The organism is Bacillus sp. AG4(2022), assembly GCF_031844465.1.
Lineage (GTDB): Bacteria > Bacillota > Bacilli > Bacillales > Cytobacillaceae > Bacillus_AB > Bacillus_AB infantis.
Genome location: NZ_JAUZVH010000005.1, coordinates 353,422 through 376,396 on the forward strand (window position 1 = coordinate 353,422; position 22,975 = coordinate 376,396).

At 48.4% G+C, this 22,975-nt stretch carries 21 protein-coding genes, 1 other RNA gene and 1 other annotated feature; of the genes, 19 read left to right on the forward strand and 3 right to left on the reverse strand.

Translation table 11 applies throughout. The features are described from left to right. The first annotated feature begins 3 nt into the window (after nt 1-3). Nucleotides 4-444: a D-aminoacyl-tRNA deacylase gene (gene dtd, locus Q9R36_RS15870; RefSeq protein ID WP_009796203.1), complete on the forward strand. Its 441-nt coding sequence runs from the start codon at nt 4-6 to the stop codon at nt 442-444. Nucleotides 445-516: 72 nt separating this feature from the next. Here dtd and Q9R36_RS15875 read toward each other — a convergent pair whose 3' ends face one another. Further along, nucleotides 517-2,262: an N-acetylmuramoyl-L-alanine amidase family protein gene (locus Q9R36_RS15875; RefSeq protein ID WP_009796204.1), complete on the reverse strand. Its 1,746-nt coding sequence runs from the start codon at nt 2,260-2,262 to the stop codon at nt 517-519. A gap of 205 nt (nt 2,263-2,467) precedes the next feature. Here Q9R36_RS15875 and Q9R36_RS15880 point away from each other — a divergent pair, with 205 nt between their 5' ends. The 5 genes from Q9R36_RS15880 to Q9R36_RS15900 all read left to right on the forward strand — a co-directional run bounded on the left by Q9R36_RS15880 (nt 2,468) and on the right by Q9R36_RS15900 (nt 7,378). Beyond that, nucleotides 2,468-2,644, forward strand: a complete 177-nt coding sequence (locus tag Q9R36_RS15880; RefSeq protein ID WP_165352527.1) for a hypothetical protein — start codon at nt 2,468-2,470, stop codon at nt 2,642-2,644. Nucleotides 2,645-2,761: 117 nt separating this feature from the next. Next, nucleotides 2,762-3,001, forward strand: a binding site (T-box leader). Nucleotides 3,002-3,101: 100 nt separating this feature from the next. After that, nucleotides 3,102-4,376, forward strand: a complete 1,275-nt coding sequence (hisS, locus tag Q9R36_RS15885) for a histidine--tRNA ligase (protein WP_009796207.1) — start codon at nt 3,102-3,104, stop codon at nt 4,374-4,376. A gap of 3 nt (nt 4,377-4,379) precedes the next feature. Continuing rightward, entirely contained in the window at nt 4,380-6,155 is a 1,776-nt protein-coding gene (gene aspS, locus Q9R36_RS15890) for an aspartate--tRNA ligase (RefSeq protein ID WP_009796208.1), read from the forward strand. A 63-nt stretch (nt 6,156-6,218) separates the two neighbouring features. Beyond that, nucleotides 6,219-6,405, forward strand: a non-coding RNA gene (ssrS, locus tag Q9R36_RS15895) — 6S RNA. Between the two features lie 208 nt (nt 6,406-6,613). Next, on the forward strand, nt 6,614-7,378 hold the full coding sequence (locus Q9R36_RS15900) for a tRNA threonylcarbamoyladenosine dehydratase (protein ID WP_009796209.1): 765 nt from the start codon (nt 6,614-6,616) through the stop codon (nt 7,376-7,378). 587 nt (nt 7,379-7,965) lie between these two features. Here Q9R36_RS15900 and Q9R36_RS15905 read toward each other — a convergent pair. Together Q9R36_RS15905 and Q9R36_RS15910 are read right to left on the reverse strand one after the other, a co-directional pair. Continuing rightward, entirely contained in the window at nt 7,966-8,448 is a 483-nt protein-coding gene (locus Q9R36_RS15905; RefSeq protein ID WP_224951564.1) for a Myb-like DNA-binding domain-containing protein, read from the reverse strand. 109 nt (nt 8,449-8,557) lie between these two features. Further along, on the reverse strand, nt 8,558-9,829 hold the full coding sequence (locus Q9R36_RS15910) for a replication-associated recombination protein A (RefSeq protein ID WP_009796211.1): 1,272 nt from the start codon (nt 9,827-9,829) through the stop codon (nt 8,558-8,560). A gap of 246 nt (nt 9,830-10,075) precedes the next feature. On the opposite strand from Q9R36_RS15910, the gene Q9R36_RS15915 reads away from it, so the two are divergent. From Q9R36_RS15915 to Q9R36_RS15975, 13 genes are all read left to right on the forward strand, one after another. Then, a complete protein-coding gene (locus Q9R36_RS15915; RefSeq protein WP_009796212.1) occupies nt 10,076-10,768 on the forward strand; it encodes a YczE/YyaS/YitT family protein in 693 nt (230 codons plus the stop codon). Then, nucleotides 10,765-11,184 (forward strand): cysteine metabolism transcriptional regulator CymR, encoded by a 420-nt coding sequence (gene cymR, locus Q9R36_RS15920; protein WP_009796213.1) that lies wholly within the window; start codon nt 10,765-10,767, stop codon nt 11,182-11,184. The genes Q9R36_RS15915 and cymR overlap by 4 nt, the downstream gene beginning before the upstream one ends. Nucleotides 11,185-11,278: 94 nt before the next feature. Next, nucleotides 11,279-12,421, forward strand: a complete 1,143-nt coding sequence (locus Q9R36_RS15925) for a cysteine desulfurase family protein (protein WP_224951560.1) — start codon at nt 11,279-11,281, stop codon at nt 12,419-12,421. Nucleotides 12,422-12,511: 90 nt separating this feature from the next. Next, nucleotides 12,512-13,624, forward strand: a complete 1,113-nt coding sequence (mnmA, locus tag Q9R36_RS15930) for a tRNA 2-thiouridine(34) synthase MnmA (RefSeq protein ID WP_094766992.1) — start codon at nt 12,512-12,514, stop codon at nt 13,622-13,624. Between the two features lie 195 nt (nt 13,625-13,819). Continuing rightward, entirely contained in the window at nt 13,820-14,470 is a 651-nt protein-coding gene (locus Q9R36_RS15935) for a tetratricopeptide repeat protein (protein WP_224951558.1), read from the forward strand. A gap of 42 nt (nt 14,471-14,512) precedes the next feature. Then, on the forward strand, nt 14,513-16,933 hold the full coding sequence (gene recD2 / locus Q9R36_RS15940) for an SF1B family DNA helicase RecD2 (RefSeq protein ID WP_224951684.1): 2,421 nt from the start codon (nt 14,513-14,515) through the stop codon (nt 16,931-16,933). 61 nt (nt 16,934-16,994) lie between these two features. Beyond that, a complete protein-coding gene (locus Q9R36_RS15945; RefSeq protein WP_009796218.1) occupies nt 16,995-17,156 on the forward strand; it encodes a hypothetical protein in 162 nt (53 codons plus the stop codon). A gap of 350 nt (nt 17,157-17,506) precedes the next feature. Further along, a complete protein-coding gene (locus Q9R36_RS15950; RefSeq protein ID WP_022544220.1) occupies nt 17,507-17,980 on the forward strand; it encodes a PRC-barrel domain-containing protein in 474 nt (157 codons plus the stop codon). Nucleotides 17,981-18,035: 55 nt separating this feature from the next. Further along, nucleotides 18,036-18,227, forward strand: a complete 192-nt coding sequence (locus Q9R36_RS15955) for a hypothetical protein (RefSeq protein ID WP_009796221.1) — start codon at nt 18,036-18,038, stop codon at nt 18,225-18,227. 17 nt (nt 18,228-18,244) lie between these two features. After that, complete coding sequence (locus Q9R36_RS15960) at nt 18,245-18,379, forward strand: YrzQ family protein (RefSeq protein ID WP_022544219.1); 135 nt, start codon at nt 18,245-18,247, stop codon at nt 18,377-18,379. 73 nt (nt 18,380-18,452) lie between these two features. After that, nucleotides 18,453-19,523, forward strand: a complete 1,071-nt coding sequence (locus tag Q9R36_RS15965) for an AI-2E family transporter (protein WP_094766995.1) — start codon at nt 18,453-18,455, stop codon at nt 19,521-19,523. Between the two features lie 418 nt (nt 19,524-19,941). Beyond that, nucleotides 19,942-22,575 carry an alanine--tRNA ligase gene (alaS, locus tag Q9R36_RS15970; protein ID WP_311225510.1) on the forward strand — a complete coding sequence of 878 codons (2,634 nt, stop codon included), beginning with the start codon at nt 19,942-19,944 and terminating at the stop codon, nt 22,573-22,575. Nucleotides 22,576-22,702: 127 nt separating this feature from the next. Beyond that, nucleotides 22,703-22,969 carry an IreB family regulatory phosphoprotein gene (locus Q9R36_RS15975; protein WP_009796225.1) on the forward strand — a complete coding sequence of 89 codons (267 nt, stop codon included), beginning with the start codon at nt 22,703-22,705 and terminating at the stop codon, nt 22,967-22,969. Nucleotides 22,970-22,975: the final 6 nt, after the last annotated feature.

Below are 22,975 nucleotides of genomic sequence, written 5' to 3' on the forward strand. Positions count from 1 at the left end.
AAAATGCGAGTAGTTGTTCAGCGAAGCAAAGAAGCGAGTGTGACTGTAGAAGGAAAGGCTGTAGGCAGCATTTCCCGCGGATTTGTTTTGCTAGTGGGCGTCACCCATGAGGATGGGGTGAAAGATGCTGAATATCTGGCTGATAAAATTGCCAATCTCCGCGTATTTGAAGATGAAGAGGGCAAGATGAACAGATCTTTGCTGGATGTTGGGGGAGAAATTCTTTCTGTGTCCCAGTTCACTCTATACGGCGACTGCCGTAAAGGAAGAAGGCCAAACTTCATGGAAGCGGCCAGGCCTGACCATGCCCTTCAAATCTATGAGGCGTTCAATGGGCTTCTCCGGGAAAAGGGCATTAAAACAGAAACAGGGCAGTTTGGCAGCATGATGGACGTCAGCCTGGTGAATGACGGACCGGTCACACTGATAATAGAAAGCAAATGACAGTCTGAGAAGGCTGTTTTTTTTTTTTGAAAAAATAGAGAGACCTTCAATTTGAAGGATCTCTCTATCGCATTAATATCTTTTAAAATACCGGGCAAGGCCCTGATAAATGCCGGCTGCAGCTGCCTCCTGATACTGAGGGGAGGTAACGAGCATTTCTTCTGCCGGGTTGCTCAGATAGCCTAATTCAAGGAGAATGGCATTTTTATTATTTTCTCTGATGACAAAATAATCGCCGGCCCGCACACCGCGGTCCTTCAGCTTCGTCTGGGCGGCCAGGGAGCTGTGGACGCTCTCGGCGAGAGGCTTTTGGAATCCATGATAATAGTAAACCGTCATGCCGCGGACACTTTTGTCATTTATGCTGTCATAATGCAGGCTGATGAAAGCATCGGCATTATGGTATGATGCGGAGCCGACCCTCGAGCTGAGCGGGATATAGGTGTCAGTGGATCTTGTTAAGATTACATTGGCGCCCGCAGCTTTCAGCTTGCTGTACAGAAGCTGGGCTGTTTGAATGGTAACAGTTTTCTCCTGGGTTCCCCGCGCTCCGGTTGTGCCATTGTCGCGGCCGCCGTGGCCGGGATCAAGGACGATGGTTTTCCCCTGCAGGTGAAGCTCTGCGCCCGGCTTTTCGATCTGGGGCGAGCTTCCGCTCAAGGAAACGATCCATCCGGCTACATAGCCTGCCTTCCCGTCCAAGCTGATTTTGTACCAGTCTTTCTCACGGCCCAGCACCTCGAACGATTCCCCTGAGTTGGCCAATTGCAGCACAGAGCTTCCTGTGCTGGCATCTTTCCTGATATTTGTTCCGTTATGTAGTATGGTGATGGTGCTGCCTTTTGCCGGTTTGCTGCCGTTTGCAGGGGAAACCTCTGACTTATCGAGATACCATGCTGCTATCCAGCCATATGAACCGGGCTTGTACTCAATTTTTGCCCAATTGTTCTTTTCTTCAATAATTGAATAGGTTTCGCCTTTTGAAACCGATCCGAGAACTTTCCCATTCAAGGAGCTTGTATCCCTGAGATTTAAGGTCTGGGCAGTAACTGTTCCCGTCAGTCTTCCTGATGGCTTCGCGCTGCTGCCGGCACTTGGGTTCTGGCTTAAGCTTTTGGAAGAAGAAATGAACTCGCTGCTCACCCATGCATGATTGCCGCGGAAGATAATTTCTGTCCAGCTCCCGTTATCGGATACAATGCTGACCCTGTCACCGCTTTGAAGCTTCCCGAGGACCGTGCCCTGTGTTCCGGGAGCGCTCCTGACGTTCAATGAATCACCTGTGACTGTTCCTTCAGCAGCCGAAGCTGCTTCGGCTTTGCTGCTTCCCTCTGTGATAAAATCTGCGGAGACCCAGCCATTTCCGAATGAGCCGGTAATCCTGACCCAATTTCCCTCTTTTTCAATAATGCCGGCCTTTTGCCCTTTATTCAGGACAGCTATGACCGAGGCATCTGTACCGGGATTTGACCTGACCCGCAATCCATCAGCTGTGACAGTCCCGCCTGAAGATACAGAGGCGGATTCTTTCTTTCCAGCTTCCTTCACTGCCAGCCAGCCCGCAACCCATCCTGTCGATCCGCCGCCAAGGTTGAGCTGCAGCCAGTCCCCGCTTTCCTTCAGGATCGGATACCGGTCCCCTTTGGCTGCCTGTTTGACAATCGAATAGCTGAGCCCCGGGCCGCCGCGGATATTCACTCCGCTGTCTGCGATCAGTGCTGTTCCGCCGGATGCGGCAGTGCTTTCGGATGGCCTCCATACTCCCCCTGCTAAAAGGATGAAGCATAGAAATAGTAATATGTTGCTGCTTTTTAACAAAAAGTCCCCTCCTTTTGCAAAATCATGGAGTGTATAAATATAAGTTCTATTTTAGAACATAAAACCCCTGCTGTTAATATCGGAATTTTGCTGTCCAATTTTAGCCATTAGCTGAAAAGGCAATTTAATTGGCTGCCAAGGGAATGTTTAAGAGGCTTTCAAGACATACTGAAAGAATAAAAAACTTTTCGGGTAGGGTGGTCTGATGAGATTTGGAGAAAAGGGCATGCATGCCCATGAGAACGGAAATCAGCTGTTTGGAGTGGACTTCCACGATTTCATCCAGAAGGAGCAGGGTTCCGGCATGTACGAACTTGCTTCGGAATTCGGCCTCAGCATCGGGGATGTCAGGAAGCTGAAGAGGAAGCTTGAGCGTTCCTAGAGAGGTGCAGCCGCACAGGGGAAAGAGCCTTCCGGAAATACTGTCACCGTCTCTTTTACCCCTTGACAATGGCTGAAATGGTCTTTATGATTAGATAAATAAAATCACTATTCATATTGAACACTGATGATGGAGAACAGTAGTTGAGAAATGTGTGAAAAGAGAGGAAATGCCCTGGGCTGAAAGCATTTCTGCATGGCAGCTTGATGAATGAACACTCCGTAGGATTCTCCCTGAAAAAGCGGACCGTTTTAGTAGGGGCTGAACGTTGACAGGCGTTAACTGTAAAAGTGGAAGTGCATGATGGTTATGCCTTCAATTAGGGTGGCACCACGGGATCTAACTCCCGTCCCTTGTATGGGAATACAAGGGACGGGAGTTTTTTGCATTTAAAAAGCGCAGCATGTCCCCGGTGTGCCCTGTTAGTATACATAGGAATGCTAGGAGGAAACAGGAAATGGCAATGAATATACCGAGGGGTACCCAGGATATCCTTCCTGGAGAATCGGAAAAGTGGCAGTATATTGAAGGAAAAGCGAGAGAGCTGTGCAGCAGGTTTCAGTACCAGGAAATCCGGACGCCAATTTTCGAGCATACCGAACTCTTCCTGAGAGGGGTCGGAGATACAACGGACATCGTCCAAAAAGAAATGTATACCTTCGAGGACCGCGGCGGGCGCAGCCTGACACTGAGGCCTGAAGGCACTGCACCGACTGTACGGTCATTTGTCGAAAATAAGATGCATGGCAATGCCAATCAGCCTGTAAAGCTTTATTACACAGGCCCGATGTTCCGTTATGAACGCCCTCAGGCAGGCCGCTTCAGGCAATTTGTACAATTCGGGGTAGAGGCGTTGGGGAGCTCGGATCCAGCCATTGACGCAGAAGTGATTGCCCTGGCTATGAGCATCTACACAGAACTGGGACTGAAGAAGCTCAAGCTGGTCATCAACAGCCTGGGCGATAAAGAAAGCAGGAACAGCCACCGCGAGGCGCTGATTGCCCATTTCAAGCCGAGGATCGGAGAGTTCTGTTCTGACTGTCAAAACAGGCTGGAAAAAAATCCGATGAGGATTCTGGACTGCAAAAAGGACAGAGAGCACGAATTGATGCAGACTGCCCCTTCCATTCTCGATTTTCTCAATGAAGATTCAAAGAAGTACTTTGAGAAAGTGCAGCAGTACCTGGCGGATGTATCCATCGACTTTACGGTCGATCCAAATCTCGTGCGCGGCCTGGATTATTATAACCATACTGCCTTCGAAATTATGAGTGATGCTGAAGGCTTCGGAGCGATCACGACTCTTTGCGGCGGAGGGCGCTATAATGGCCTGACTGAGGAAATCGGCGGACCGGAAGCACCGGGCATCGGCTTTGCATTCAGCATTGAACGCTTTCTGTCAGCTTTGGAGGCAGAAGGTATCAAGCTTCCTGTTAATGAAGGAATTGACTGCTATCTCGTGGCTCTTGGGGAAGAGGCGAAGGATTATTCTGTCGGCCTCCTGCATAAGCTGCGCATGGCAGGTATTTCCGCAGAAAGAGATTATCTGGACAGAAAGATCAAAACACAATTCAAGGCAGCTGACCGCATGAACGCAAAATATGTAGCCGTCCTTGGGGAAGATGAATTGAAAGCAGGCAAGATCAATGTGAAGTCCATGGAAACCGGTGATCAGACCGAAGTCAGCCTGGATTCATTCATAGACCAATTAAAAGAGCTTATAGGGGGTTAATGTATGTTTGGGAGAACATATTTCTGCGGAGAAGTAACAGAAAAAAGCATAGGTGAAAAAGTTACACTCAAAGGCTGGGTTCAGAAACGCCGTGATTTGGGCGGATTGATTTTCATTGATTTAAGGGACCGCACGGGACTGGTACAGGTAGTGTTCAATCCTGAAACTTCCCCTGAGGCTCTCGCTGCAGCTGAAAAAATCAGGAATGAATATGTACTGAGTGTGGAAGGAAAGGTTGTTGCAAGGGAACCTGGCACAATTAACGAAAACCTGCCTACAGGCAAGATTGAAGTCAGTGCAGAAGCAGTAACAATCATCAATGAAGCGAAGACACCGCCGTTCGTGATCGCTGACCAGACAGATGTATCGGAAGATGTGCGACTGAAATACCGCTATCTTGACTTCAGGCGCCCCGTTATGTTCGAAACCTTCAAGATGCGCCACCAGGTGACAAAGTCAATCCGGGATTACCTGGACAGCGAGGGCTTCCTTGATATTGAAACGCCTATCCTGACGAAGAGTACACCTGAAGGAGCCCGCGATTATCTCGTTCCAAGCAGGGTCCATCCTGGCGAGTTTTATGCTTTGCCGCAGTCTCCTCAAATCTTTAAGCAGCTTTTAATGGTGGGCGGAATTGAAAGATACTATCAGATTGCCCGCTGTTTCCGTGATGAGGATCTCCGTGCAGACCGACAGCCGGAATTCACGCAAATCGATATTGAAACAAGCTTTATGAGCCAGGAAGACATCATTTCTATGACAGAGCAGATGATGACGAAGGTGATGAAAGAGGTTAAGGGCATTGATATCACACTGCCCATCCAGCGCATGACCTATCAGGAAGCGATGGACCGCTACGGCTCTGATAAGCCGGACACCCGTTTTGCAATGGAGCTGGTCAACCTCTCTGAAACACTGAGCAATTCAGGCTTCAAAGTATTTGCAGGTGCGATTTCTTCCGGCGGGGAAGTCAAGGCAATCAATGTGAAAGACGCTGCCTCCAAATACAGCCGCAAGGACATTGATGCGCTGACAGAATTTGCTTCAAGATATGGTGCTAAGGGTCTGGCTTGGCTGAAAGCAGAAGAAGAAGGCTTAAAAGGGCCGATTGCAAAATTTGTTGCAGAGGAAGAGCAGGCAGCTATTAAAGAACTGCTGGGAGTCGAGACAGGAGACCTGCTCCTATTTGTGGCCGATAAGAAAAGCGTCGTCGCTGACGCACTTGGGGCCCTGCGCCTGAAGCTTGGCAAAGAGCTTGGACTTATCGACCAGTCCCTCTTCAATTTCCTTTGGGTGACAGAATGGCCGCTGCTTGAATTTGATGAAGAAGAAGGCCGCTACTATGCTGCCCACCATCCATTTACAATGCCAAACCGCGAAGACCTGGAATACCTTGATACTGATCCTTCAAAGGTAAAGGCCCAGGCTTATGACCTTGTGCTGAATGGATATGAGCTCGGCGGAGGCTCACTGCGTATCTTTGAACGCGAGATCCAGGAAAAAATGTTCTCTGTTCTTGGCTTCAGCAAGGAGGAGGCAAGGGAGCAATTCGGATTCCTGCTCGAAGCGTTTGAATACGGTACTCCTCCGCACGGCGGCATTGCGCTTGGCCTTGATCGCCTTGTGATGCTGCTGGCCGGAAGCTCGAACCTGAGGGATACGATCGCTTTCCCGAAAACGGCAAGTGCAAGCTGTCTCCTGACCAATGCACCCGGCGAAGTAAGCGAGGCACAGCTGAACGACCTTCACCTGCAGCTTAACCTGAAAAAAAGTGAGTAATTACCTATCCCTTATTCCTTGATACTGGCAGGCGGGATATGATACTATACTATCAATAACAGAAGAGTCCTAATGTGTTCGTTGTTTCACCTGACATTTTGACCTAACATTATTCCTTCGGGAGCCCGGATTTCCTTGCGGCGTAAACGCCTCTGGCTAGGGGACTTACAAAAGCGGGAATAGGGCACCCACCTGCTGAGTGCGGGTTCAAAACGAAGGCATCCAAGGCGACGGCACAATTGGGACTCTTCTTACATACGAATGCTAAACCATGCTTACAGGCGTGGTTTTTTTATTGTTCACTGCCCTTAATTCCCATAGAAATACTTGTTTTTATAATGAAGTATGATATATTCATTATCGGGTAATAGATACATAAGAGATAAAGGGGCCGTATGAGCAAAAATGCCCCTGATACAGGCATATTTATTCAAAAAATGATAATGGAGTTGAGATATATGCTGCACCAATTTTCACGAAACGAACTTGCGATAGGCCAGGAAGGCCTTGAAACAATGAAAAACAGTACAGTGGCAGTCCTTGGAATTGGAGGAGTGGGCTCATTTGCTGCAGAAGCATTGGCGCGTTCAGGAGTCGGGAAGCTCATTTTAATTGATAAGGATGATGTTGATATTACCAATGTCAACCGCCAGATCATTGCTTTGGTTTCGACTGTCGGGAAACCGAAGGCAGATTTAATGAAGGAACGCATCAAGGACATCAATCCTGACTGTGAAGTGATTGCTTTAAAAATGTTTTATACAGAAGAAACATATGAGGAGATTTTTGCTTACGGGCTGGATTATGTAGTAGATGCCAGTGATACGATTTCTTATAAAATTCACCTGATCAAGGAGTGCCTGAAGAGGGACATCCCGATGATTTCGAGCATGGGCGCAGCCAATAAAATGGATCCGACCAGGTTCCAGATTGCTGATATTTTTAAGACGCATACCGATCCGATTGCCAAGGTGATCCGCACCCGTCTGCGCAAAGAAGGAATCCGCAAGGGGATTCCGGTTGTGTTTTCAGATGAAAGCCCGATTGTGATCCGTGAGGAGGTAAGGAAGGAAGTAGGCAAGGACGATGCCAAAATCCGCAAAGCGAAAATGCCTCCTTCTTCGAACGCATTTGTTCCTTCTGTAGCCGGACTGGTCATGGCAAGCTATGTGGTGAGGGATCTGCTGAAGGATATTAAGATTGTTAGGGTTAATGATAAATAAGGAAGCCTTGTTGAAGAGCACTGCAGTTACTGTGGTGCTCTTTTATATGAGTTCAAGACGAAATTTTCCACTTGGAAGGGGGCTGTTGATTTGCGTTCCAGGCACTTCGCTTTCCGCGGGGCGGAGTTGAGCCTCCTCGGAGCAAGCTCCTGTGGGGTCTCAACTCTTCCGCTATTTCCCGCAGGAGTCTACGTGCCTTGCACTCCAATCAACAGGGTTTTTAACTTTATTCGGCAGTGCTAAGATCCTAAATTAAAATCTTTTAGTGCTTACAAATAAGGCATGATCTCAGTCTTTTGGTTCTTCGGTTGGAGGCATTAGCAAATGAAGTATAATGTTGAGAGAGCATTTGAGAATAAATTCTCCTTTTTAGAGGGGGGCTGTTGATTTGCGTTCCAGGCATTTCGCTTTCCGCGGGGCGGAGTTGAGCCTCCTCGGAGCAAGCTCCTGCGGGATCTCAACTCTTCCGCTATCTCCCGCAGGAGTCTTCGTGCCTTGCACTCCAATCAACAGGGTTTGATAACTTTATTCGGTAATGAAAAGATCTGCAATCTATTCCAATTGGTTACTATAAATTAGACAATATTTTAATGAACCACTTTAACCCCAATTCCAGCTTCCTCGGCCATGATCCCCGCTTCTTTCAGTATCCCGAACATTTCCTCATATTTCTGAAGGTATTCCTGAAGTTTTGAATGTTTGTCTTCTAATTCCTTTTCCAGGAGCTTGTTTCTTTCTGCGAGTTTGGCCGACTCCTCCTGCAGTGCTTGTTGTTCATTTACGAGCGGAATTAAGGACTGCAGCTTTTGAAGGAATGCTAATCCATTGCTGAGGTCCAGGATATCTCCAGGAGCAGGATCTTCACAATCATCCTGCTTCACAGAAGGAGCGTCCTGATATTTCAGCAGACTGTTATACCTTGCCCTGCAGGCAGTAGCCGTTCTTGAAAGCTTTTGGGCGGCATCTTCATAGCAGGCCTGTTTCGTGCGTCCCTGGTTTGTTCCTTCTTCGATTGCTTCCATGAGGAGCCGGTCCTCTTCGGCAGTCCATTTTTTATTTTTGGCTGTCATGCTCCGCCCTCCTTTTCCTTTATTTCTTATCGTCACCTGCACAAATGATCTTATTCAACAAAAGGGGCTGTCCCTGTGTGTGGACAGCCCCTTTGTAAGTTGAGATTCTTCATCTGCTTTTGTTAAGTTTTTCATATATAGCGGCGAGGGCCTGTTCGAATTTACCGGTTGTTTTAGGCTCATAATAGATTTTGTTCTTTATTTTATCAGGCAGGTACTGCTGCTTCACCCAGCCTCCGGGAAAATCATGGGGATATTTATAATCAATCCCTCTGCCAAGCTCCTTGGCGCCTTTGTAATGGGCGTCCTTCAGGTGCTGGGGCACTTCGCCGCTTTTGCCGGCCCGGATATCGGCGATTGCTGCATCAAGGGCAGAATAAGCTGAGTTTGATTTGGGAGATAAGCATAATTCAATCACTGCATTTGCCAGCGGGATGCGAGCCTCCGGAAACCCGATTCTTTCAGCGGTTTCAATGGCTGCGAGGGTGCGGGCACCAGCCTGCGGGCTTGCAAGCCCGATATCTTCGTAAGCAATGACAAGCAGTCTCCTGCTGATGCTCACAAGATCTCCGGCTTCTATCAGTCTTCCCAGATAATGAAGGGCGGCGTTTACATCGCTGCCGCGGATGCTTTTCTGGAATCCAGACAGTACATCATAGTGTGCATCACCGTCCTTATCATGGACAAAGCTTTTTCGCTGCAGGCATTCTTCGGCAGTACCGAGAGAAATGCTGATCACTCCATTTTCATCTTTTTCTGTTGAGAGGACTGCCAGCTCAAGGGCATTAAGGGAGCTGCGCACATCCCCGTTGGAGGAAGAAGCCAAATGGGACAGTGCATCCTCATCTATTTCAACTTTTTCATTCCCAAAGCCGTTTTCTTTGTCCTGCAGGGCTCTGAGCAGGCTTTTCTTTATATCCTCTTCAGAAAGCGGCTTAAGCTCAAAGATTTGGCAGCGGCTCCGTATTGCGGGATTGATTGCATGGTAGGGATTGCTTGTTGTGGCGCCGATCAGCACGATCATCCCATTCTCCAGGTAAGGAAGGAGAAAATCCTGCTTGGCCTTATCCAGGCGGTGAACCTCATCAAGGAGGAGTATGACTTTTCCGGACATCTTGGCTTCAGCAGCCACAACTTCCATATCCTTCTTATTATTTGTAACAGCATTCAATGTCCGGAAGGCAAATTGTGTGCTGCCGGCAATGGCGCTGGCTATCGAAGTCTTTCCGATCCCCGGCGGCCCGTAAAGGATCATGGAAGAAAGCTGCCTTGCCTTCACCATTCTGTATATGATTTTCCCTTCGCCGACCAGATGTTCCTGGCCGATGATATCTTCAATTGATTTAGGCCTCATGCGGAAGGCAAGCGGCTTGGTATTCATTATGCATCTCTCCAGCCAATGTAGTTGATAGCGGATGAGCGGTTTCCCGATCCGATTCTTATCATTAGTGTACCGCAAATGGGTTTCTAAAGGAAAAAGGAAGGCTCCTGCCGGCAGCAGAAGGGCGGGGGCCTTCTGCATAAAGACACGAAAATATGCTATAATGTCAAAAGTCTATATAATTACTAAGCATTTTGGTAAAATTTAATATAAAAGCCATTCTGGCACAGGGAGCAGAAGAAACCAATGATAAGAAAAAGAAAGGGGCAGACAGGGCCCCGTTTTGCAGTGTTTTTTTCAGGCCTTCTCATTATGGCCCTTGGCATCGTGCTCCTTATAAAGGCCGAGCTTGGGGCAACACCCTGGGATGTCCTCCATGTCGGCCTTTTTTATCAGGCAGGCCTGACGATCGGAAGCTGGTCAATCATTGTAGGGCTCGTCATTCTGACGGCCGCTGCCTTGCTTTCAGGGGAGATCCCCCAAGTCGGGGCATTTCTGAATATGCTTTTAATCGGAGTGTTCATTGATTTTTACATGATGCTGCCTTTCATGCAGACTCCAGGCAGTCTGGGTGGAAAAATAATTATGCTTGTCGCTGGCATCATTATTAATGCTTATGGAATGGGGCTTTATATCTCCGCCCAATTCGGGGCAGGGCCCCGTGACAGTTTGATGATTGCCCTGGCAGCCAAGACAGGCCGGAAGATCCGCGATGTCCGCGGTGCTATGGAGCTGCTGGTCCTGGCTGCAGGCTGGCTGCTCGGCGGACCGATTTTCTGGGCGACAATTCTTTATACGCTTGTCATCGGGCCGCTGGTGGGGCTTGCCCTGCCGCAATGCCAGACATTGACAGATAAATGGCTTGAAAAGCTGCGCAGCAAAAAGGGAGGCATAAGTGCTCCTTCATTAAAAGAACAAGATCGAGGTGCAAGTTCATGAAGATTTCCACTAAAGGCCGCTATGGCTTGACTATTATGATTGAATTGGCTAAAAAACATGGAGAAGGGCCGATCTCCTTGAAATCTATCGCCCAGACAAATGATCTTTCCGAGCACTATCTCGAGCAGCTGATTGCTCCGCTCCGCAACGCCGGACTTGTCAGAAGCATTCGCGGTGCCTATGGCGGATATGTGCTTGGCCATGAGCCTGCCGATATCACTTCAGGCGATATCATCAGGGTGCTTGAAGGGCCGATCAGCCCTGTCGAAGGCATTGAAGACGAAGAGCCTGCGAAAAGAGAGCTTTGGATGAGGATCAGGGATGCTGTCAAGGAAGTGCTGGACAGCACGACGCTGGAGGATCTGGCAAACCATACAGACAGCGGCGAATCTGATGCTTATATGTTTTATATTTAGTCCCGGCACCGGCTTTTTGCGAACGGGCTGGATTTTAAAAAACACACAGCTGGGCATAGCTGTATAAAAGGAATTCAATTAGAAGGTGAATGGATTGGATAGAATTTATATTGATCATGCTGCAACCTCCCCCATGCATCCCCGCGTCATTGAGCGGATGCTTGAAGTAATGCAGTCAGATTTCGGGAACCCGTCGAGCATCCATTTTTATGGAAGAAGTGCACGGAATATTGTCGATGAAGCAAGGGAATCCCTTGCCAGGAGCATCGGTGCGCATGCAACTGATATCATCTTCACGAGCGGGGGCACAGAGGCTGATAACCTGGCGATCCTAGGAACAGCTGCAGGCCGCCCGGACGGAGGGCATATCATAACAACTGAGATTGAACACCATGCGGTCCTCCATACCTGCAGGCAGCTTGAACAGCAGGGCTTTGAAGTCACTTATCTCCCTGTAGATGAATCCGGGATTGTAAAAGTGGAAGATGTCCGGAAAGCGCTGAGGGATGACACGATTCTCGTGACAATCATGTACGGCAATAACGAGGTCGGGACCATCCAGCCGATCAGGGAAATTGGTGCAATCATGAAGGATCATCCTGCCTATTTCCATACTGATGCTGTCCAGGCATACGGGCTGGAAAAACTGGATGTGAATGAACTGAATGTGGATTTCCTTTCAGTATCGGCCCACAAAATCAATGGGCCAAAAGGGATCGGCTTCCTGTATAAAAACAAGGCTGCAAAGCTGTTTTCCCCGAGGATGTATGGCGGGGAACAGGAAAGGAAGCGCCGTGCAGGCACGGAAAATGTTGCTTCTATAGCCGGTTTTCAGGTAGCTGTCAGCATTGCCTCCGAAAACAGGGAGGAAAGCGTCCGGAAATACCGTGAATTCAAGCGGGTCTTCATGTCAAAGCTTGAGGAAGCCGGTGTGGAATTCTGCCCGAACGGATTACTTGATAACACGCTCCCCCATGTTTTAAACTTAAGCTTTCCCGGAACTAACGTCGAAAGCATGCTCGTCAATCTCGATCTGGCAGGGATTGCCGCATCAAGCGGCTCTGCCTGCACAGCAGGATCGATCGATCCGTCGCATGTCCTAGTCGCCATGTTTGGAAAGAATTCCGGACGGCTGGCCAATTCGATCCGCTTCAGCTTCGGATTTACAAATTCCGTGGAGCAGATTGCAATAGCCGGGGAAGAAACGGCAAAAATCATCCAGAGGCTTAGGAAATAAGCTCTCTGTCATATTGGCAGCAGCCAAAGGGGAGAAGGAAACATTTCTGCCCTTTACGATAAAAGCCGAAACACAAGAGAGGTGAGGAAGATGGCAAAATCCCCTAAAGATACCCGGGTGGTCGTCGGAATGTCAGGAGGTGTCGATTCATCTGTGGCCGCACTGCTTCTTAAAGAGCAGGGCTATGATGTTATCGGCATTTTTATGAAAAACTGGGACGATACAGACGAGAACGGCGTCTGTACCGCAACAGAAGACTATGAAGATGTCATCAGGGTCTGCAACCAGATTGGCATCCCTTATTATGCTGTTAATTTTGAAAAACAGTATTGGGATAAAGTATTTACGTATTTTCTTGATGAATATAAAGCAGGCCGCACGCCAAATCCTGATGTGATGTGCAATAAGGAAATTAAATTCAAAGCGTTTCTTGAGCACGCGATGAGCCTTGGTGCAGATTACCTCGCGACAGGGCATTATGCGAGAGTGGAGCATGGGGAAAATGGCGTGAAGATGCTGCGCGGACTTGATGAAAATAAAGACCAGACTTACTTCTTGAACCAGCTCACTGAAGAGCAGCTTTCCAAGGTCATGTTCCCGATCGGCAGCATAGAGAAATCCGAGGTAAGGGAAATTGCCAAGAAGGCCGGTCTTGCCACAGCTGCGAAAAAGGACAGTACAGGAATCTGCTTTATTGGCGAACGCAATTTCAAAGAGTTCCTTGGCAACTATCTGCCTGCACAGCCCGGCAGCATGGAAACAATGGAAGGCGAAACGGTAGGGAGACATGACGGCTTGATGTACTATACAATCGGCCAGCGCCATGGACTTGGCATCGGCGGTGCAGGCGATCCCTGGTTTGTCATCGGGAAGGACCTGAAGCGCAATGTTTTATACGTTGGCCAGGGCTTCGACAATGAAAAGCTCTATTCTGATTCCATCATTGCTGACAAGGTCAGCTGGGTTTCAAAAGCGCCAGGCGAAACTTTCGAGTGCACAGCAAAATTCAGATACCGCCAGCCGGATAATTCAGTAACAGTCACACTGCTTGAGAATGGACAGGCAAAGGTAACCTTCCATTCGCCTATCAGAGCTGTTACACCTGGCCAGGCTGTCGTGTTTTATGATGGCGAAGTCTGCCTTGGAGGCGGAACAATCGACCGCGTATTCAACAATGAACAAATGCTGACATATGTCGGCTGAGCAAAGCCCCGGTCCAGCAGGAATCGGGGCTTTTTTCTGGAATGAAGTATCGGCTTACGCCAAGCAGAAATCGGCCGCGTCTTTATGATATAATTTCTGCAGACGCCCTTATGGTGCAATATTGCTTTTTAAGGAAACAGGGTGGGACGCATCTGCGCGTGCTTCCTTGCATTACATAGATGGAGAGTGGTTTATATGGATAAAAACCAGCATGGAATTGAGCTTATGAGAGAAGGGAAATGGGAGGAAGCTGCCAAGGTCTTCATGGAGGCCATCAGTGAAAATGGCACTGACCCTGTTTCATATATAAATTTGGGCAATGTTCTTGCCGCGGCTGGGGAAAACGAACAAGCCCTTAAATTTTATCAAAAGGCCATTGAAATTGATGAAAATGCCGCTGCTGCCTATTACAGTGCAGGCAATCTTTATTTCGAAGCAGACCAGCTGGATTCGGCCAAAAATATGTTTGAACAGGCAATGAGAAAGGGGCTCGAATCAGCCGATAATTATTTCATGCTCGGACTCACACTGATGCAGCTGGATCAGGCCAGGCTGGCTCTGCCTTACCTGCAGCGAAGCACTGAACTGAATGGGGAGGATGCTGAAGCCCATTTCCAGTACGGACTCTGCCTTGCCCAGCAGGAATTGATTGACGAAGCAATCGTCCAGTTCAGCCGCTGTGTGGAAATTGACCCTGATCATGCCGATGGCTACTACAATCTTGGTGTAGCATATGGATTCAAGGAAGAAGCTGAAAAGGCGCTTGCAATGTTCGATAAAGCACTGGAAATCCAGCCGGATCACATGCTTGCTGGATATGGCAAGAAATTGATTGAAAAAAGCTGACAAACCAAAAAATCAGCCTGCTTTTAGGAAGGGGGAATAATGATGGAGAAGCAGGATTCTCTGGATCTTTTTGCCGAACAGGGCAAATTCATCAAAGGGAAGCATCTTGTGACTATTTTTCATAATGAATCAAATCTATATACAGTGCTCCGGATCCGGGTGGAAGAGACGAATCATGAATATGACGACAAGGAAGCTGTCATCACAGGCTATTTCCCGAAGGTGCATGACCATGAATCGTATATTTTCTATGGGGAATTCAAGGAGCACCCGAAATTCGGCCTTCAATTCCTGGCGAATCATTTCCGAAAGGATATCCCCCAGACCAAGCAGGGCGTAGTAGGCTATCTTTCCGGCGAGCTTTTTAAAGGCATCGGGAAAAAGACGGCAGAATCTATCGTAGATAAACTTGGGGAGAATGCGATTTCCAGAATCCTCAACCAGCCCTCCCTCCTGGACGAGATCCCGAAACTTCCTTCTGAAAAAGCAAAGCTCCTTTACGACACACTTATGGAGCATCAGGGTCTGGAACAGGCAATGATTGCACTGAATCAGTATGGCTTCGGCCCCCAGCTGAGCATGAAGATTTATCAGATGTACAAGGATGAGACGGTCCAGCTTCTCCAGACCAATCCATACAAGCTGGTTGAGGATATTGAAGGCATCGGCTTCGGCAGGGCGGATGAGCTTGGCTACCAGCTTGGCATTTCAGGAAGCCATCCTGACCGCATCAAGGCGGCATGCCTGTATATCCTGGAAACAGAAAGCATGCAGAACGGAAATGTTTATGTGCATGCCCGCACCCTCCTGGAAAAAGCCAGGTCGCTTCTTGAGGAAAATAAAAGAGATCAGATAGAATACAGCTCCATCTCCCAGGAAGTTATCAAGCTCGAAGAAGAAGGCAAGATCATGGCAGAAGATAAGCGGATTTATCTGCCCTCACTTTATTTTGCTGAGAAGGGGCTTGTAACGAGCATCAAGCGGCTGCTGCAGCAGACCGAGTATGATGAACAATTCCCTGAGTCGGAGTTCCTGCTTGCCCTTGGCAGCCTTGAGGAAAGGATAGGTGTGCAGTACGCCCCTTCGCAAAAAGAAGCAATCCAGACCGCTCTGATGAGTCCCATGCTTATCCTGACGGGGGGACCGGGAACGGGAAAGACAACAGTCATCAAAGGTATAGTCGAACTGTACGCTGAGCTGCATGGCTGCTCACTGGAACCGAAGGATTATAAAAAGGAAGAGCCTTTCCCGTTCCTCCTGGCCGCCCCGACAGGAAGGGCCGCCAAGCGGATGTCCGAATCGACCGGCCTTCCTGCTGTAACGATCCACAGGCTGCTCGGCTGGAATGGAACGGAAGGCTTTGACCACCATGAAGACAATCCGCTGGAAGGGAAAATCCTGATAGTCGATGAAACCTCCATGGTAGACATCTGGCTGGCGAACAAGCTGTTCAAGGCTTTGCCGGAAAACATCCAGGTCATCCTGGTAGGAGATGAAGACCAGTTGCCTTCAGTCGGACCCGGCCAGGTGCTGAAGGATCTGCTTCTTTCAGAAAAAGTGCCCACTGTCAGGCTGACAGATATTTACCGGCAGGCAGAAGGCTCATCCATCATTGAGCTGGCGCACGAAATCAAAAAAGGCGGTCTTCCTGATGATATCGCGGTCCAGCAGGCCGACAGATCATTCCTTAAGTGCAGCCCTGCCCAGATTGCCGATGTGGTTGAAAAGGTAGTCCTGAATGCCAGGAAAAAAGGCTACAGGTCCAGGGATATTCAGGTTCTCGCTCCCATGTACAGGGGGCCGGCAGGAATTGATAATCTGAATAAGATCCTTCAGGAAATTTTAAACCCCAATCCTGATGGCACCAGGAAGGAGCTATCTTTCGGTGATGTGAAATACAGGGTGGGCGATAAGGTCCTTCAGCTGGTCAACCAGCCGGAAAATAACGTATTTAACGGCGATATGGGCGAAATTGTATCTGTCTTCTATGCAAAGGAAAATACCGAAAAGCAGGATATGATCGTTGTTTCTTTTGATGGTAACGAAGCAACCTATACAAGGCAGGACCTCAGCCAGATCACGCTTGCCTACTGCTGCTCTGTCCATAAATCACAGGGAAGCGAGTTTCCGATTGTCATTATGCCGATCGTCCGGAGCTATTACCGCATGCTCAGAAGGAACCTGATTTATACAGCCATTACGAGAAGCAGACAGTTTCTCATCCTTTGCGGTGAAGAATCAGCGCTGAGATCCGGGGTGCAGAGGGCGGATGAGCAGGCAAGGCTGACTTCCCTGACAAAACGGCTTCAGGATGCTCTTGGGGAAGCTCCAGAGCAGACAGGCCAGGAAGAAGCAGGCGAAGAAGCCGAAGAGGTTCCATACGAAGTAAAGCTCATGAATGCAGATCCCATGATAGGCATGGGATCCATCACTCCTTATGACTTTTTGGAAGAGAAAGCATAATCAGGCAGATTCCTGAACAGACTGAAGAATATCACTATTTCAGTCATAGAGGTGCTGGCAAATGAGAAAATGGAATCAGGAAAGCGCTCCGAACAATAATCTCCCCGCAGCAGAAATTAAATCATCAGAGCTGATCGGAAACGGAGAAGAACTCCAATTTTCTGAAGAGCTTTCAGATGGCGGAGAAAGAAATGAAATCATTGAAAGAGCTGAAAAAGAATGAGAATGAACCTGTCCGGCGCAGTCGCCTGGCAGGTTTTTTCTGTTAAAGATTTTACAATTTGAAAGACTTGTGGAAAATTTCCAACTCTTGATCCACGTCAAGCAGCTGCGCCGAGGTCACAAGGCAAACCTCCCAAAAAGGCAAAGAACGCCTTTCCGGGAGGTTTGCCTTGAGGCCCCCAGGAAGCTGGTCATGCAGACGTTGCCACAGGACGTGGCGTTCTTAGTCTGCGTTCCTTAAGGTGATCAAGGCGCTTACGCTTTTGTTCCTGTTAGTTAAGGTAAATTTTTAGCCTCATAATTCAAGGGCGGGGGCAGACAATAATAATGTTCGGGAAGGTGGGACGATCTTTGCGGACTTTTTCCTTGCTGAAAGGGATGCCTGTCTTTGACATGGAGAACGGGACTTCAGTCGGTGAAGTGCATGATATATGCATTTCAGAGGAAGGAAGCATCACCGGTCTTCTCCTCCGCAAAGGCGCATTTCTGAAGAAAAATTTTCTGATTCCCTTTGCATCCATTGCAAGCTTTGGCAGCGGCGGAGTGATGATTAAAACAGCTTCCGGGCTTTCTCCGGTAAAACGTCTTTCCGGCTATACCTTTGAAAATCAGCATCGGATCTGCGGTAAGATGCTGATTTCCCGTGAGGGGGAGCAGCTCGGCCTTCTGGAGGATGTATATTTTCTGGAAGAATTGGGCACGATTGTAGGGTATGAGTTATCAGATGGCTTCTTTTCGGATATAACCGAAGGAAAAAAGGTAGTCAATTCAGATGAACCGCCTGCATTTGGAAAAGATGCCATCATTGTTAACGCTAAGAATTAGCCGTTTGCTCTTTCTGAACAGGCTGGCTTGCCAAACAATGCGAGGTGTCCACCATATGTTAAAATGCCCTAACTGCCAAAGCAAAGATATTGGAAAAATCGGGATAAACCAATATTATTGCTGGAGCTGCTTCATTGAGCTGTCCTTGTCAAAAGGAGTCATCAGCACCCATCAGGTAGAGGAAGACGGGACCCTGAGCTCCCTGGATGACCTGTTTGATGAAGATGACCGCCGCTATATACTATGAATAGAAGAGGTGACAGCATGAACAGACTAATGACAACAGCTCTTCTCATCGGCGCCGGCATGGCAGCCCAAAATTATATACAAAAAAATGACATCATGTCTTCAAGGCAGATGAAGAAACTTCAAAACAGGATTGTTCGTTCATTTTCATGATTCTATCCCCCATTCCGGGGGATTTTTGCATATTTTAAGCTTCCTGCTTCACACTACAAATGAGGTGGGAAAAATGGATATCCGGTTGAAATGGTTTTACAGGCTTGGTTTCCTTCTGCTGCTTTTCATTGTCTTATTTACATTTTTAAAGCTTCAGCCGTTGTGGCTCCCGGTCATCAGGACGCTTTTTATTATTATCTTTCCATTTGCAGCTGCAGCGTTTATTACATATCTTCTTCATCCGGTAGTTGAGCGTCTCCATGAAGCAGGCCTCCATCGCGGCCTGGCCGTCATCATCATCTATACCCTTTTCTTTGGGGGAGCAGGCTATGCGCTTTACAAGGGGCTTCCGGCCATTATAGTCCAGATCAGGGACCTGGCTGAGCACGCTCCGCAGCTGGCCGACCAGTACCGGGAGTGGCTTCTTCTTCTCCAGTCGAAGACGTCCCAATGGCCTGAGCCTGTCCAGCTCAGGATCGATGAAGGAATCCAGTCGCTAGAAGCCTCTCTTGACAGGCTTCTCTCAAGGGCGATGGCATTTGCAGGGGCTATTCTGAACTTTGCTTTGATTCTGATCATTATTCCGTTTATATCCTTTTATATGCTGAAGGACTTCCTGCTGATGAAAAAAGCAGTCTGGTATCTCACGCCAAAAAAATGGAGGGAAAGCGGAAGCCTGTTCCTTCGGGATGCTGATAAATCATTGGGAAGCTATATACGGGGGCAGCTGCTTGTATGTGCAGTCATCGGTGCGTTGAGTTCCCTGTTCTTCTGGATTGCTGGCATAAAGTATCCGCTTCTTTTAGGGGCAATCATCGGGGCAACGAATGTTATACCTTATTTTGGCCCGATCATCGGGGCGGTGCCGGCTGTACTGATTGCTTCTACCATGTCAGTGAAAATGATCATTTTTGCGGCAGTCATCGTCATGGTTCTTCAATTCCTGGAAGGAAACATCCTGTCTCCGCTGATTGTAGGCAAGAGCCTGCATATGCATCCGCTCCTTATTATGTTTTCCCTGCTGGCAGGCGGGGAAATCGCCGGTGTTGCCGGCCTTATATTGGCAGTTCCAGTGCTGGCCGTCCTTAAAGTAGGCGCCATCCATGCGAGAAGGCACTTTACAGCAAAACCGGCAGCCGAATAGCGGATGTCAGGAGTAAAAATGAAACCGCCTGAAAAGAACAGATTGACAAATCAATTTTCATATCAGTATAATGCGACTATACGATAATTGAAGATAAGAACAACATGAAGAAGGATCGAGTATGTTATAGACCATCCTGGCATCTCTTTTATAAGTGGTGCACCAGAGAGGAATTCCGCGGCTGAAAGGATTCCGGATGAAGAATAACAGAACGCTAATCCTGAGTGCAGCTAATCCCTGCCGTTCTCCGCGTTAAGGAGCTTGAGAGACGAAAGTTTACTTTCGTAATCAGGGTGGTACCGCGAGCAAGCTCTCGTCCCTGTCCAGGGATGAGGGCTTTTTGTGTTGTTTTTAAAGAATTCTTCGCTGCCCTGCACTTGAAGCAATGGCGGCAAAATAAGATCAGGAGGAAATTCTAATGAGAAATCTTACAGGTTCAGAAATACGCCGGCTGTTTTTAGAATTTTTCAAGGAAAAAGGCCATTCTGTAGAACCGAGTGCGCCACTTGTGCCCAACGATGATCCTTCATTGCTATGGATCAACAGCGGTGTGGCAACATTGAAGAAGTATTTTGATGGCAGGGTGATACCGGAAAACCCAAGGATTACCAACGCCCAAAAATCAATCCGCACAAATGATATCGAGAATGTCGGCAAAACGGCGCGCCACCACACTTTCTTTGAAATGCTGGGGAACTTCTCGATCGGCGACTATTTTAAGGAAGAAGCAATCGACTGGGCATGGGAGTTTCTGACGGATGAGCGCTGGATTGGATTTGACAAAGAAAAGCTGTCAGTCACCATCCACCCGGAAGATGAAGAAGCCTTCAGCATCTGGACGAATAAAATCGGAGTGCCTGAAGAAAGGATTATCCGCCTTGAGGGCAACTTCTGGGATATCGGGGAAGGCCCGAGCGGACCGAACACCGAGATTTTCTATGACAGGGGACCAGAGTATGGGGATGACCAAAATGATCCTGAGCTTTATCCAGGCGGCGAAAATGAGCGTTACCTCGAGGTTTGGAACCTGGTATTCTCCGAGTTCAACCATAACCCGGATGGCACTTATACACCGCTCCCAAAGAAGAACATTGATACAGGCATGGGTCTTGAACGCATGGCATCTGTTGTCCAGAACGTGGCAACAAACTTTGATACAGACCTGTTCATGCCGATCATCCATGCAGTGGAGAAGATTTCAGGAAGCAAATATGGGGAAAGCAATGAACAGGACACAGCGTTCAAGGTTATAGCTGACCATATAAGGACAGTTGCATTCGCAATCGGGGACGGTGCCCTTCCTTCAAATGAAGGCAGAGGGTATGTACTGCGCAGACTCCTTCGCAGGGCAGTCCGCTATGCAAAGCAGATCAATATTAACCGCCCATTCATGTTTGAGCTGGTAGATGTTGTCGGGGAAATCATGGCAGATTTCTACCCGCAGGTAACGGAAAAGGCCGAATTCATCAAAAAGGTCATCAAGAATGAAGAGGAGCGTTTCCACGAGACTTTGAATGACGGCCTTTCCATCCTTTCATCTGTCATTAAGAAGGAAAAAGAAAAGGGCAGCAATATTATTCCGGGCTCGGACGTATTCCGCCTGTATGACACTTACGGTTTCCCTGTTGAATTGACAGAGGAATATGCCCAAGAAGAAGGCATGAAGATCGACCAGGACGGCTTTGAAGCTGAAATGGAAGGCCAGCGTGAACGCGCGCGTACAGCACGCCAGGACGTCGGCTCTATGAAGGTCCAGGAAGGTGTGCTTGGCGACATCAAGACTGAAAGCCGGTTCGTCGGCTATGAGGGACTTGAAGCGAAATCTGTCGTCGCTGTCATCATCAAGGACGGGCAAGTGGCCGAAGCAGCCGGGGCAGGCGAAGAAGTGCAGCTGATTCTTGACCAGACTCCATTCTATGCAGAAAGCGGCGGGCAGATTGCCGATAAAGGCGTTCTTGAGGGCGAAGGGGTTAAGGTCATCATTAAAGATGTCCAAAAAGCGCCGAACGGCCAGAACCTGCATAGTGCAGTAGTGGAAAGCGGCATTCTGGAAACTGAAGCCGGCGTCACGGCGAAAGTCGATCCGGATTCCCGGAACAAAGTGATTAAGAACCATACAGCTACCCATCTATTGCACCAGGCTCTCAAGGATGTGCTTGGCACGCATGTAAACCAGGCAGGCTCACTTGTTGGTCCGGACCGCCTTCGCTTTGACTTCTCCCATTTCGGGCAAGTGAAGGAAGATGAACTGGAAAAAATCGAAGAAATCGTCAATGAAAAGATCTGGAGCAGCCTGAATGTCGTCATAGAAAACAAAGGAATCGATGAAGCGAAGGCAATGGGGGCAATGGCATTATTCGGAGAGAAATACGGAGATGTTGTCAGAGTGGTCCAAGTGGGCGATTACAGCCTTGAGCTCTGCGGCGGTTGCCATGTCCGCAATACGTCGGCCATTGGTTTGTTCAAGATTATCTCTGAAAGCGGAATAGGCGCAGGAACAAGAAGGATTGAAGCAGCGACTGGCGAAGCAGCTTACAAGCTTCTTAAGGAACAGGTCAATATCCTGACCGAAGCCGCAGCTTCACTGAAGTCGAGCCCGCGGGATGTGGCTTCCAGGGTGGATGCACTTCTCGGCGAAATGAGGCAGCTTCAGCGCGAAAATGAATCCCTTTCAGCCAAATTGGGCAATATTGAAGCTGGAAGCCTTGTTTCAAAAGCCAAGGAAGAGAATGGGATCACTTATCTGGCTGCAAAGGTTCAGGCAGCAGATATGAACAACCTCCGCAATATGGCGGATGATCTGAAGCAGAAGCTCGGTTCGGCAGTTGTCGTGCTTGGCAGTGTGAATGAAGGGAAAGTGAATCTCATCGCAGCTGTGACAAAGGACTATATCGAAAAAGGCTATCATGCCGGAAAAGTCATCAAAGAGGTGGCAGCACGCTGCGGCGGAGGAGGCGGCGGCCGTCCGGATATGGCACAGGCAGGCGGAAAAGATCCTGAAAAACTGGAAAGTGCGCTTCAATTTGTGGAAGAATGGGTAAAATCCGTTTGATATCGTTTGAAAGTAGTGTAGAATGTAGGTAACTATTAACATTTGCTGTGCGGGGCCGAAAAGCCGGTACAAGCTTCATGAGCTGTGCCGGTTCCGGCCGCAATGCAGAAAAGCGAGGTGTAATGTGATGAGCTCATTTGATAAGACAATGAGATTCAATTTTCCTGAGGAGCCATTTGAACATGATGTAAATGATGTTCTTCTGCAAGTCTATGAAGCACTTCAAGAAAAAGGGTACAACCCCATTAACCAGATTGTCGGGTACCTTCTTTCAGGAGATCCTGCATACATCCCGCGCCATAAAGATGCACGAAATATCATCCGGAAACTTGAACGGGACGAGATAATTGAAGAATTGGTCAAATCGTATTTAAAGCAGCAGCGAGAGGGATAGACTATT